This is a genomic window from Micromonospora sp. NPDC049048, assembly GCF_043197615.1.
Lineage (GTDB): Bacteria > Actinomycetota > Actinomycetes > Mycobacteriales > Micromonosporaceae > Micromonospora.
Window position 1 is genome coordinate 308,558 of record NZ_JBICTM010000003.1, and the last position, 12,395, is coordinate 320,952.

At 73.1% G+C, this 12,395-nt stretch carries 10 protein-coding genes; 6 read left to right on the top strand and 4 right to left on the bottom strand.

What is annotated here, in order from left to right; genetic code table 11:
* Positions 1-130 precede the first annotated feature (130 nt).
* The 4 genes from ACGFIG_RS12025 (at position 131) to ACGFIG_RS12040 (ending at position 4,801) form a co-directional block, all read left to right on the top strand.
* Entirely contained in the window at positions 131-739 is a 609-nt protein-coding gene (locus ACGFIG_RS12025) for a class I SAM-dependent DNA methyltransferase (protein ID WP_393001908.1), read from the top strand.
* Between the two features lie 110 nt (positions 740-849).
* Complete coding sequence (locus ACGFIG_RS12030; RefSeq protein WP_393001910.1) at positions 850-1,215, top strand: SCP2 sterol-binding domain-containing protein; 366 nt, start codon at positions 850-852, stop codon at positions 1,213-1,215.
* Positions 1,212-3,302: a glycogen debranching N-terminal domain-containing protein gene (locus ACGFIG_RS12035; RefSeq protein WP_393001912.1), complete on the top strand. Its 2,091-nt coding sequence runs from the start codon at positions 1,212-1,214 to the stop codon at positions 3,300-3,302. Before ACGFIG_RS12030 ends, ACGFIG_RS12035 begins: the two co-directional genes overlap by 4 nt.
* A gap of 143 nt (positions 3,303-3,445) precedes the next feature.
* The gene (locus ACGFIG_RS12040; protein WP_393001914.1) at positions 3,446-4,801 is read left to right on the top strand and encodes an LPXTG cell wall anchor domain-containing protein; all 1,356 of its coding nucleotides are present in this window, start codon (positions 3,446-3,448) and stop codon (positions 4,799-4,801) included.
* A 119-nt stretch (positions 4,802-4,920) separates the two neighbouring features.
* On the opposite strand, the gene ACGFIG_RS12045 is transcribed toward ACGFIG_RS12040, so the two are convergent.
* Together ACGFIG_RS12045 and ACGFIG_RS12050 are read right to left on the bottom strand one after the other, a co-directional pair.
* Positions 4,921-5,736 carry a nucleotidyltransferase domain-containing protein gene (locus ACGFIG_RS12045; protein WP_393001916.1) on the bottom strand — a complete coding sequence of 272 codons (816 nt, stop codon included), beginning with the start codon at positions 5,734-5,736 and terminating at the stop codon, positions 4,921-4,923.
* A 311-nt stretch (positions 5,737-6,047) separates the two neighbouring features.
* Positions 6,048-7,091 carry a hypothetical protein gene (locus ACGFIG_RS12050; RefSeq protein ID WP_393001918.1) on the bottom strand — a complete coding sequence of 348 codons (1,044 nt, stop codon included), beginning with the start codon at positions 7,089-7,091 and terminating at the stop codon, positions 6,048-6,050.
* 61 nt (positions 7,092-7,152) lie between these two features.
* Here ACGFIG_RS12050 and ACGFIG_RS12055 point away from each other — a divergent pair, with 61 nt between their 5' ends.
* Entirely contained in the window at positions 7,153-8,586 is a 1,434-nt protein-coding gene (locus ACGFIG_RS12055) for an RNB domain-containing ribonuclease (RefSeq protein WP_393001920.1), read from the top strand.
* A gap of 110 nt (positions 8,587-8,696) precedes the next feature.
* Positions 8,697-9,395 carry an NADPH-dependent F420 reductase gene (gene npdG / locus ACGFIG_RS12060; RefSeq protein ID WP_393001922.1) on the top strand — a complete coding sequence of 233 codons (699 nt, stop codon included), beginning with the start codon at positions 8,697-8,699 and terminating at the stop codon, positions 9,393-9,395.
* A gap of 212 nt (positions 9,396-9,607) precedes the next feature.
* On the opposite strand, the gene panB is transcribed toward npdG, so the two are convergent.
* Both panB and ACGFIG_RS12070 read right to left on the bottom strand, forming a co-directional pair.
* On the bottom strand, positions 9,608-10,453 hold the full coding sequence (gene panB, locus ACGFIG_RS12065; protein WP_393001923.1) for a 3-methyl-2-oxobutanoate hydroxymethyltransferase: 846 nt from the start codon (positions 10,451-10,453) through the stop codon (positions 9,608-9,610).
* A gap of 133 nt (positions 10,454-10,586) precedes the next feature.
* Positions 10,587-12,347 (bottom strand): NAD+ synthase, encoded by a 1,761-nt coding sequence (locus ACGFIG_RS12070; RefSeq protein WP_393001925.1) that lies wholly within the window; start codon positions 12,345-12,347, stop codon positions 10,587-10,589.
* Positions 12,348-12,395 lie beyond the last annotated feature (48 nt).

Here is a 12,395-nt window from a genome sequence, read left to right on the forward strand (position 1 = left end):
GCCTGACCGGCCGGAGGCCGGCACCTTCCCGTACGCGGACAGTCGGACGCGGGCGCCGCCCGGGGCGGGCGTGCTGCCCGCGTACGCCTCGGGGTTGTTCCGTCTGTCCGCCGGCTCATACAGTCGCGCGGTGAATCTGGCGCAGGTCCGGCAGGCGTACGCGTCCGTAGCGGAGCTCTACATCGGGCTGTTCGGTACGAGGGAGCAGGTGCACGCCGACGACCTGGCCTTCATCGGGCGGCATCTGGCGGCCCGGCCCGGCCCGGTACTCGATCTGGGCTGCGGGCCCGGCCACCTCACCGATCACCTCCGCTCGCTGGGCGTCGACGCGACGGGAATCGACCTGGTTCCCGAGTTCATCGCCCACGCGCAGGCGGCCCACCCGGGCGGGAGATACCGGCTCGGGTCGATGACGGACCTCGGCGTCGCCGACCACTCCATCGCCGGCATCCTGGCCTGGTACTCGACGATCCACCTACCGCCGCAGGATCTCGACGGCGTGCTCGCCGGGTTCCGGCGGGCGACGGCCCCGGGCGGAACGCTGGTGCTGGGCATCTTCGACGGCGCCGAGGTCGCGGCCTTCGACCACAAGGTCGTGACCGCCTATCGCTGGCCCGTCGACGAGTTCTCCGCGCGACTGGCACGCGCCGGCTTCGCGGAGATCGAGCGGCTGCGGCGGCCCGGCGAAGGCACGCTTCGACCCCACGCCGCCATCGCGGCGGTCGTGACCGAGGAGTGAGCGGCTGTCCCACCTGGTGGGGTTCGGCGGTGTCGAAGTCGCCCCGGGGACGTTAGGGCCTCCCTGCGGTGGGTAGTCGGGGGCGCTCCATCAGTGGCTTGGGAGGCCGTATGACGGCGACCGGTGCGTTCTTCGAACGGTTGGCGGACGTGGGCCACGATCCACGGCTGTGCAAGGTACGCGGCAGAGTCCGGTTCGACGTCCGCGACGGCGACCACGTGGAGCGGTGGTTGCTCGACATCGATCACGGACGCCTGCGGGTGACGCGGGACGAGGGACCCGCGGGGACGGTGATCACGGTGTCCTCCGAGGTCGCGGAGGCGATGACGCGGGGCGAGATGAACGGTCTGGCCGGGATCGCCCGGGGCGAGATCCTGGTCGACGGGGATCTTGCCCTGGCGTTGCGGATCGGCCGGCTGTTCCCGGCGTCATCCGGTGTGCGGCGGGTCCCCTCCGAGCGCGGAAGTGATCGATGAGGGACATCGCGGGCACCGTGTCGTGCATCGACGGCAACACCTTCATCGTCTCGGACACCAGCGGCGACGTGGCGGCGTCGGCGGCCACTCCGGTCGGGTTGTTCGCCGCCGACACCCGTTTCCTGTCGCGGTGGGTGCTCACCATCAACGGGGAACGGCTGACCGCGCTGTCGGTCGACGACAGCCAGTACTACGAGGTGGCCTTCTTCGTGGTGCCGGGCGGGCAGGTCGACTACGTGCAGGCTGACGTGTCGGCGATCCGGCGGCGGCGGATCGGGCCGGATCTGGTCGAGTCGCTGACGATCTTCAACTACGGCGACGAGGAGATCGAACTCGACGTGCGGTGGGAGGTGGCGGCCGACTTCGCCGACATCTTCGACATCAAGTTCGACGTCCGCGAGAAGGCCGGCAGTCACTACACCCACGTCGGTCCCGGCGAACTGCGCCTGGGCTACCGGCGCGGCACGTTCCGGCGGGAGGCCTCCGTCTCGGCGAGCGAGCCGGCCGCCTTCGATCCGGGCGGTCTCCGGTTCACCCCCCGGCTGCGGTCCGGCGGCCGGTGGTCCACGGATCTGCGGGTGGTCATGCGGGCGCTGCGTCCCGACGGCGTCGACTTCCGCGCCCCGATCCGGGCGCTGCGCCCGGACGACAGCACCCTGCCGGAGAGCGTACGGACCTGGGTCGCGGCGGCGCCGAAGCTGGACACCGAGCACGCCGCCCTACGGGAGGTGTACCACCGCAGCCTGGTGGACCTGGCGGCGCTCCGCTTCGCTCCGCTCTCGCTCGGCGGGGCGAGCGTGCCCGCGGCCGGGTTGCCGTGGTTCATGACCCTGTTCGGCCGGGACAGCCTGCTGACCTGCCTGCAGACCCTGCCTGTCACCCCGTCGTTGACCCCGCCGACACTGCGGATCCTCGCCTCGCTCCAGGGCGCCCGGACCGACCACCTGCTGGAGGAGGACCCGGGCCGGATCCTGCACGAGCTGCGCTACGGCGAGTCGTCCGCGTTCGAGGAGCAGCCGCACTCCCCGTACTACGGGACCGTGGACGCGTCGCCGCTGTTCGTGGTGCTGCTCGACGAGTACGAGCGGTGGAGCGGCGACGCGGCGCTGGTGCGGGAACTGGAGCAGGAGGCCCGGGCGGCCATCGCGTGGATCGACGACTACGCGGACCTGACCTCCACCGGCTACGTCTGGTACAAGCGGCGCAACCAGGTCACCGGCCTGGAGAACCAGTGCTGGAAGGACTCCTGGGACAGCATCTCGTACGCCGACGGCAGGCTGCCGGGCTTCCCCCGGGCCACCTGTGAGGTGCAGGGGTACGCGTACGACGCCAAGATCCGCGCGGCCCGGCTGGCCCGTACGTTCTGGGGCGACCCCGCGTACGCCGACCGGTTGGAACGCGAGGCGGCGGCACTGTACGAGCGCTTCAACCGGGACTTCTGGCTCGACGACCGCGGCTACTACGCCCTCGCCCTCGACCACGACGGCACCCCCGTCGACAGCCTGTCGTCCAACATCGGGCATCTGCTGTGGAGCGGCATCGTGCCGCCGGACCGGGCCACGCAGGTCGCCGGGCACCTGATGGGCCCGGCGCTCTTCTCCGGCTGGGGCGTGCGGACCCTCGCCGAGGGGCAGGGCCGCTACAACCCGCTCGGCTACCACAACGGCACGGTCTGGCCGTTCGACAACTCGTTCATCGCCTGGGGCCTGCGCCGTTACGGCTTCGCCACCGAGGCCGGCCGCATCGTCGAGGGCATCGTCGACGCCGCCACCTACTTCCAGGGCCGGCTCCCCGAAGCCTTCGGCGGATTCGAGCGCCACGTCACCCGCTACCCGGTGCGGTATCCGACCGCCGGCAGTCCGCAGGCCTGGTCCAGCGGTGCGTGCCCGCTGCTCATCCGGACCATGCTCGGCCTGGAACCGCACGAGGACCATCTCGCCGTGAACCCCGCGTTGCCACCCGCCTTCGACCGGATCGCGCTGCTGGACATTCCCGGCCGCTGGGGCGAGGTCGACGCCTTCGCCCGCCACCGCCCGGACCGGCCGGTACCCGAGGACGGCCACCATCCCGCATCCTCGATGGAGTGATGCCGGGGGCTCCCGCCAGCCCGGCAAAAGGGTAGAAACCCGGCAAAACCACCCGGGCGGGGGATTCCAGACCGCTCGACGTGACGTACCCTTTTGTCCTTCGTTTCCCCGTTGTTCGGATCATCCATAACACGGGGGAATACATGAGCATGACCTCTGCGCCGCGCAGACGCGGCGGCATCCACGCGCGCTTGGCCGCGTTCGCGCTGCTGGCCGGTGCCCTCCTGCTCGCGGGCGGCTCCCCGGCCGCCGCCGCGTCGACGATCAACATCAACCCGGGGAACGTGCCGACGACAGCGGCCCAGTTCACCCAGAACTGCGATGACAACCTCGGCGGCGGGCCCTTCGCCAACGAGGACGTGTGGGTGTTCAACCTGCCCGGCAACCCGGACACCACCGGCGTCTTCCAGACGGTCACGGTGACGTTCAGCACGCCGACCGGCAACGTCACGAGGACGATCCCCACCGACCCGAACAGCGCCATCGTCGACGACACGGGCACCAGCAAGGCGTGGATCAGGGTTCCGGCCGGCTGGACGCTGATCGCCGCCAGCGCGGTGATCTCCGGCACCGCGGACTTCTTCGTGCTCACCCACACCTGCGCGGCGTCGAACCCCCAGGTGAACCCGAGGCTGAACCTGACCAAGACCGGCACCCCGACCACGGGTCTCAAGGCCGGCGACGTGGTCACCTACACCTACACGGTGACGAACCAGAGCACGGGCACGACCGACCCGATCACCAACATCACCGTCACCGACAACGTCGTCACCGGCATCACCTGCGAGGACACGTCGCTCGCGCCGGGGGAGAGCACCACCTGCACCGGCACGTACACGGTCAAGAACAGCGACGTGAAGAACGGCGAGATCGTCAACACCGCCCGGGCGACCGGACTGTTCCTGCAGCAGACGGTGCCGTCCAACCAGGCGACCTTCAGGGTGACCACCAAGGCGGCCCCGCCGAAGCAGGCGAGCCTGTCGATCGACAAGAAGGCCCGGGTCGAGTCGGACTGCCACAAGAAGTGTGAGAACGACGGCTACGCCGCCAAGGGCGACCGGATCTTCTACACCTACCGGGTGACGAACACCGGCAACGTCACCATCACCAACGTCGCCGTCAACGACCCGAAGGCCGGCGAGGTGGTCTGCAACAGCACGACGCTGGCGCGGGGGACGAGCACCGACTGCCACGCCGTCGAGCCGCACGTGGTGACCAAGGCCGACGTCAAGGCCGGAAAGGTCGTCAACACGGCCCGGGCGACCGGCACCTTCGACGGCAGGTCCGTGGTCTCCGACCCGGCGACCGTCACCGTCTGCATCAGGGGCGGCAAGTACGACCCCCGGCACGACGGCAAGCACGGCAAGCACGACAAGGAGCTGCCCGTCACCGGTGACAGCGCCACCACGGCCGTCTCCCTGGGCGGCGGCCTGCTGGTCGCCGGCGGTCTCCTGCTGGGAGCCAGCCGGATCCGCCGCAGGGCGCACGTGCGGATCTGATCGCTACGGCAGACACTCCGGGCATCGCACGCGGTGCCCGGAGTGCTCTTTTCTCCCACCCGGTCACCGGGTTCGTCCAACCCGTACCGCAACCGGACCCCGGAGCCCGGTGGAGCCCGTCACCGACCGACCTCGTCCAGCACGCCGCGCTGGAAGGCGCGGGCCTCGGGGCCGCTCGGCGGCGGCCCGCCGGCCCGCGCCGCGATCGACCGGCTGATCAGGTCGACGGCCCCGCCGTCGCCGGTCGCGCCGCCAGCGCCCGTGGCCGACCGTACGTCGGCGACCAGTCGGCGGCCGGCGTCGACCTTCGACAGCCAGACGCCGTGGCGGAGCTTCACCAGGGCGCGGCAGGCGCCGAGCACCGCGTCCTCCGCACCCGGGGCGGGACCGTCGCCGGGCGGGGTCGGCAGGGCCAGCCACCAGCGCAGCGCGTCGGTCAGCAGACGACGCAGGTCGGCGGGGGAGAGGTCGGTGAAGACCTCGGCGGCCGGCGGCCCGAACAGGGTGTACCCGCACTGGTGCAGGATGCTGCGGTCCAGGCCGTACCAGAACAGACCGTCCCCGGCCGGTCGGTCGGCGGCGCTCCACGTCACCCGCCACGGCATCCGTGCGCCGGTGTTCAGCTCGACCTCGAACCCGGGCTCCGGCGTGCCGGAGCGGGCGACCGCCAGGCGGTACACGACCAGTTCCAGTCCGCGCGCGGGGCAGGGCAGCGCCTCGTGCCGCAGCCGCGCCACCAGCTCCCGCCTGCGCGCGGGGTCGAGGACGTCGGCGCAGACCAGCGCGACGTCGACGTCACTGCGCCCCGGCTGGTACGCGCCCAACCCCACCGAGCCGGCCGCGTACGCCCCGACGAGGTCGTCGCCGAGGACGTCGCGGGCGGCGGCGACGAGGTCGCCGAGGTAACGGCGCACCGCCGGATCGAGGTCAGCCACCCGACGACCCTAGACCGAGCAGGGTGACCCGGCTTCCGGGCAGGGCGGCCGTTGGCGGCGCTCCGGGCGGCGGGCAAGACGTACCCGGAAGCCTGTTTTCGCAGTTCCGGCCCCTGACGGCCGGGGCACGTCTACTGTGGAGAACATCGGCGACTTGTGGTGTTCCGGTGGCGTCCGGGTGGTTCGCGGTGCACAGTGATCCCATGAGCGACAGCGGAAGCGGCACGCACTTCTACTGGTGTACCCGCCACCACCGGGTCGAGACCGATGCCGACGTGTGCCCCGCCAGGCACGTTCTCGGGCCCTACGCCTCAGCCGCCGACGCGGAGAACGCCCTGCAGACGGTGCGGGAGCGCAACGAAGCGTGGGAGGCCGAGGACGCCCGCTGGGCCGGGGAGGACAGATAGGCGGCGCGGGACCGCCCGCGCCGGAGACACGTGGTGCTCCGCGAGGGCGAGAGCACTCCCCAGAAAGGGAACCGAGATGGCCGAAGCACAGCAGGCCACCACCCGCCCGGCCGCCAGACGTACGACCGCCAGGAAGACCGCCGCGGCGGAGCGGACCGCGGGTACGACGCGGACCGCGCGCGCGTCCGCCACGACGGCGGCGAAGAAGGCACCGGCGAAGAAGGCGACGGGCGGCGCGGGGCGGGCCCCGGCGAAGAAAACCACCGCCGCGAAGGCTCCCGCGAAGAAGGCGGCGACCAAGACGGCCAGCGCGGCCAGGAAGACGACGGCTGCGGCGAAGAAGGCGGGCACCACCGCCGCGAAGAAGGCCCCCGCCGCGGCGAAGCGGACGACCGCGGCGGCCAGGAGCACGGCGGCGAAGAAGACGACCTCGGCGAAGACCCCCGCCCGGCAGGCGGCCACGAAGGCCGCGACCGTGGCGAGAAAGGCCACCGCGCCGGCGAAGAAGGCCCCCGCCAGGACGACCGCCACCGCCCGCAGAACCACTTCGGCGGCGAAGGCTCCCGCGAGGAAGGCCGCGACGGCGGCGAAGGCTCCCGTGAAGAAGACGACCACGGCGGCGAAGGCCCCCGCGAGGAAGACGGCGGCCGTGGCGAAGAAGGCCACCGCCAAGAAGACGACGCCGGCCAGGAAGACCACCGCGACCCGGCCCAGCGGCGGCGCCCGCAAGGCCACCGCGGCGAAGGCCCCCGCCAGGAAGGCCACGGCGACCTCGTCGGCCACCAAGGCGGCGGCGAAGAAGGCCCCCGCGAAGAAGACGACGGTCGCCAAGGCTCCGGCCAGGAAGGTCACCGCCCGCAAGGCCCCCGCCACCACGGCCGCCGCCCGGGCCACCGCTCCCCGGGGCGTACGGGCCAGCGCACGCCGGGCCACCGGCTGAACCGCCACGCGGGGTGACCGGCACCTCGCCGGGAAGCGGATCATCCGCCACACTGTCAGGATTGACCCCGTGGTGATCCGACGCGTACTCGCACCCCGCATCGACTTCGGCGCGCTGCGCCGTGAACTGGGACTGCCCGAGGGTTTCCCGGCCGCGGCGCAGCGCGAGGCCGAGGGCGCGGCGGCCTCGCCGCCCCGGCCCGCCGCCGACCGCACCGACGTCCCGTTCGTCACCGTCGACCCCGCCGGCTCCCGCGATCTCGACCAGGCGATGCACCTCGCCCGCCGTCCCGGCGGCGGCTACCGGGTGTCGTACGCGATCGCCGACGTCGCCGCGCACGTGCGTCCCGGCGGTCCGCTGGAGGAGGAGACCTGGCGGCGCGGGCAGACCGTCTACCTGCCCGACGGCACCGTGCCGTTGCACCCCGAGATCCTCAGCGAGGGCGTGGCGAGCCTCCTGCCGGACGTCGACCGGGCCGCCGTGGTGTGGACGATCGACCTGGACGCCGACGGCGGCACCCTCGGGGTCGCCCTGGAGCGCGCACTGGTCCGCAGTCGCGCCAAGCTGGACTACGTCGGCGTGCAGGCGTCCGCCGACGCCGGCCGGCTGCCCGAGCCGATCGCCCTGCTGCCCGAGATCGGGGCCCTGCTCACCGCCCGCGGCCTGCGCCGGGGCGCGATCAACCTGCCGCTGCCCGAGCAGGACGTCGAGGCCGACGGCGACGGCTGGCGGCTGGTGCTGCGCGGGCCGGCGCCGATGGAGGAGCACAACGCCCAGATCTCGCTGCTGACCGGGATGGCCGCCGCCGACATCATGCTGGCGGGCGGGATCGGCCTGCTGCGTACGATGCCGGCACCGAAGCCCGAGGCGGTGGCGCGGCTGCGGGCCGCCGCCGCCCCGCTGGGCGTGCACTGGCCGGACGGGGCCGGCCCCGGCGAGGTGATCGCCGGGCTGGACCCCTCGCAGCCCCGCGCCGCCGCCTTCATCGACCAGGCCGCCGAGCTGATGCGGGGCGCCGCGTACACGGCCTTCGACGGCGCGCCGCCCGAGCAGCGGGAGCACGGCGGGGTCGCGGCCGCGTACGCCCATGTCACCGCGCCGTTGCGGCGACTGGCCGACCGGTACGCCACGGAGGTCTGCCTGGCGCTGCACGAGGGCCGGGAGGTGCCCGACTGGGCCCGTGCGGCGCTGCCCCGGCTGCCGGAGGTGATGACCACGACCGACCGGACCGCCTCGGCGGCCACCCGGGGCGCGATCGAGTTGGCCGAGGCGGTGCTGCTGGAGCACCGGGTGGGGGAGACCTTCGACGCGGCGGTGCTGGACGTCGACGCGCCGCCGGACGGTAAGGCCCGACCGGGCCGCCGCCCCGGCGGCACCGTCGCGCTGGACGACCCGCCGGTGCGCGCCCGCTGCCTCGGCGAACTGCCGCTCGGCGAGCGGGTCCGGGTCCGGCTGGTCACCGCCGACCCGGTCACCCGCGCGGTGGCGTTCGAGCTGGCCTGATCCCGCCTGTCCCTGACCCGCCGGCCGGCACGGGGCTCTCCCGACGCCAGCGGGGATTGTCACAGCGTCCACGACTGCTGCGGGGCGCGCAGGTTTGCGAGGATGTCGGCATGGCTTACGACGCGAGCACGCTGCCCGACGTGTCCGGGCTGACCGTCGGCATCATCGGCGGCACCGGCGACCAGGGGCGGGGTCTCGCCTACCGGTTCGCCCGGGCCGGTCAGACCGTGCTGATCGGATCCCGCTCGGCCGAGCGGGCCGCGCAGTCCGCCGAGGAGATCGCGGCCCTGCCGGGCGTGCCCGCCGGGGCGCGGGTGACCGGCGGCGGCAACGAGGAGGTGGCCCGGGGCAGCGACGTGGTGATCATCGCGGTGCCGTGGGACGGGCACGCGGCCACCGTCGCCGCGCTCGCCGAGCCACTCGCCGGCAAGATCGTCGTCGACTGCGTCAACCCGCTCGGCTTCGACAAGCAGGGCCCGTACGCCCTCCCGGTCGCCGAGGGCAGCGCCGTGCAGCAGGCCGCCGGGCTGCTGCCCGACTCCCGCGTCTGCGCCGCGTTCAACCACGTCAGCGCGCCGCTGCTGGCCGACCCGGAGGTCGACCGGATCGACCTCGACGTGCTGATCTGCACCGAGGACCGCGAGCTGGTCGGCGTGGTGGCCGCGCTCGCCGCCCGGATCCCCGGCATGCGCGGCATCTACGCCGGCCGGCTGCGCAACGCCCACCAGATCGAGGCGTTCACCGCCAACCTGATCGCCATCAACAAGCGCTACAAGGCGCACGCCGGCATCCGCGTCACCGACCTCTGACAACACCCGCCCCGCCCGGCTGACCCGCCTGCCCGGCGTCGCCCGAGATCCTGGTACGGAACGGCCCCTCGAAGGCCCGTTTCCTACCAAGATCTCTGCGAGCTGGGCCTACCACCCCGGGCGGCTCGCCGATCCTGTCGGTAGCGGTTCCGTGCGGTGTGAGATCGTGACGGGCGGTGCGGCCCGCAGGGGCGCACCGCCCGTCGAACGGATCAGAAGGTGTGTTCCTCGGCGGGGAACTCGCCGCCGCGTACCTCGTCGGCGAAGCGCCGCGTCGCGTCGGTCAGGGCACCCGCCAGGTCGGCGTAGCGCTTCACGAAGCGTGGCGCCCTGCCGGTACGCAGGCCGGCCATGTCCTGCCAGACCAGCACCTGGGCGTCGGTGTCGGCGCCGGCGCCGATGCCCACGGTCGGGATCGGCAGCTCCGCCGTGACCCGCTTGGCCACCTCGCCGGGCACCATCTCCAGCACCACGGCGAACGCGCCCGCCTCGGCCACGGCGCGGGCGTCGGCGAGTACGTCGTCGGCCGCGTCGCCGCGCCCCTGCACCCGGTAGCCGCCGATGGCGTGCTCGCTCTGCGGGGTGAAACCGATGTGCGCCATCACCGGGATGCCGGCGCCGGTGATGGCGGCGATCTGCGCCGCGCAGCGCCGGCCGCCCTCCAGCTTCACCGCGTGGCAGCCGCCCTCCTTCATGAACCGCACGGCGGTACGCAGCGCCTGCGCGGGGCCCTCCTCGTAGGAGCCGAACGGCAGGTCGCCGACGACCAGCGCGTGCCGGGTCGCCCGGACCACCGCGCGTACCAGCGGGAGCAGTTCCTCGGTGGTCACCGGAACCGTCGTCTCGTAGCCGAAGACGTTGTTCGCGGCCGAGTCGCCGACCAGCAGCACGGGGATGCCGGCCTGGTCGAAGATCGAGGCCGTGTACTGGTCGTACGAGGTGAGCATCGGCCACCGCTCGCCGCGCTCCTTGGCGGCGATCAGGTCGCGGGTGCGGACCCGCCGGGTCGCCGGGCCGCCGTAGAGGGCGGTCACCTCGGACGGGGTGGACTCCACCATGACTCTCTCCTTCCTCGAGGCCGCGTGCGCGGTCCCCGGGTCCGCCCGATCGTCGCACCAGACGACCGGCCGGCGGCAGAGCGCAGTGGAGGATGTCACTCCCGGGCCGCCGCCGGCCCGGGAGTGACCCGGCTCAGCCGTCCTCGCGCCACCGGTTCGTGATCGGCAACCGCCGGTCCCGCCCGAAGGCCTTCATCGAGATCTTCGCGCCCGGCGCGGACTGGCGGCGCTTGTACTCGGCGGTATCCACCATCCGCAGCACCCGGTCGACGATGGCCGGGTCGTGGCCGGACGCGACCAGCCCGTCGCGGCCCAGGTCGCCGTCGACGTAGCCGATCAGGATCGGGTCCAGCACGTCGTAGTCGGGCAGCGTGTCGCTGTCCAGCTGGCCCGGGCTCAGCTCGGCGCTCGGCGGCTTGCCGATCGAGTTCTCGGGGATGGGCGGGGTCTCGCCCCGGCGGGTGGCGTCGGCGTTGCGCCACTTCGCCAGCCGCCAGACGAGCGTCTTCCAGACGTCCTTGACGGGGTTGAAGCCGCCGACTGAGTCGCCGTAGAGGGTGGAGTAGCCGACCGCCAGCTCGCTCTTGTTGCCGGTGGTCAGCACCAGGTGTCCCTCCTGGTTCGACAGCGCCATGAGGATCACCCCGCGTACCCGCGCCTGGAGGTTCTCCACGGAGACCCCGGAGAGCGACATGTTCGCCAGGAAGGTGTCCACCATCGGCTGGATCGGCTCGACCCGGTAGTCCAGCCCCGTCCGCTTCGCCAGCTCGGCCGCGTCCTCCCGGCTGTGCTCGGAGGAGTGCTGGCTGGGCAGTGACACGCCGACCACGCGGTCCGGCCCGAGCGCGTCCACGGCCAGCGCGGCCACCACCGCAGAGTCGATGCCGCCCGAGAGGCCCAGCACCACCGAGGGGAAGCGGTTCTTGTTGACGTAGTCGCGCAGCCCCAGCACGAGCGCCTGCCACACCTCGGCCTCGTCGGCCACCGGTGCGATGATCCCGCCGGTGGCGACGGGGCCGTCGGGCGGCGGCGGGATGTCACCGGCTTGCGTGCGTACCACGCGCAGCCCGTCCGCCAGCACCTCCTCGGGGGCGGCCTGCTCGGCGGCCGGGGGCAGCTGCACGTCGTGCACCAGCAGGTGCTCGACGAACTGCGGCGCCCGGGCGAGCAGCTCGCCGTCGGCGGCCACGATCATCGAGTCGCCCTCGAAGACCAGCTCGTCCTGCCCGCCGACCATGTTGACGTACGCCACGGTCGCGCCGGCCTCGGCGGCCCGGCGGCGGACCAGCGGCAGCCGGACGTCGTCCTTGTTCAGCTCGTACGGCGAGCCGTTGATGGTCAGGACCAGGCCGACGCCGGCCTGGCGGGCGGCGGCGAACGGGCCGCCCGCCTGCCACAGGTCCTCGCAGATGGTCAGCGCCACGTCCACCCCGCCGACGCGGACGACGCTCAGCGCGTCGCCGGGGATGAAGTAGCGGTCCTCGTCGAAGACGCCGTAGTTGGGCAGGTGGTGCTTGAAGTAGGTGGCGACGACCGCCCCCCGGTGCAGCAGGGCAGCCGCGTTGCGGGCGCCACGACCGGGCTCGGCGTCGCCGCTGACCTGCGGCGGGCCGTCGGCGTCCAGGTAGCCGACCAGCACCGGCAGGGCGCCCAGCCCGTCGGCGTCGAGGTCGGCGGCGAGGCGGTGCAGCGCGGCCTTCGACGCGGCGACGAACGACCGGCGGAAGACCAGGTCCTCGACCGGATAGCCGGTCAGCATCATCTCCGGGAACGCGACGATCTGGGCGCCGGCGTCGGCGGCCCGACGGGTCCAGTCACGGACCAGGCCGGAGTTGCCGGCGAGGTCGCCGACGGTCGGGTTGACCTGGCACAGGGCGAGACGCAGGGTGGGCATGTCCTCATCTTGCCCCAGCCGGTCGGGTCCGACACCGCGGGCGGTGGG

Coding starts and splice junctions, on each gene's coding strand:
- panB (WP_393001923.1), bottom strand. CDS start 10,453: ATGGTGGAGTCCACCCCGTCCGAGGTGACCGCCCTCTACGGCGGCCCG.
- ACGFIG_RS12040 (WP_393001914.1), top strand. CDS start 3,446: ATGAGCATGACCTCTGCGCCGCGCAGACGCGGCGGCATCCACGCGCGC.
- ACGFIG_RS12030 (WP_393001910.1), top strand. CDS start 850: ATGACGGCGACCGGTGCGTTCTTCGAACGGTTGGCGGACGTGGGCCAC.
- ACGFIG_RS12070 (WP_393001925.1), bottom strand. CDS start 12,347: ATGCCCACCCTGCGTCTCGCCCTGTGCCAGGTCAACCCGACCGTCGGC.
- npdG (WP_393001922.1), top strand. CDS start 8,697: ATGGCTTACGACGCGAGCACGCTGCCCGACGTGTCCGGGCTGACCGTC.
- ACGFIG_RS12035 (WP_393001912.1), top strand. CDS start 1,212: ATGAGGGACATCGCGGGCACCGTGTCGTGCATCGACGGCAACACCTTC.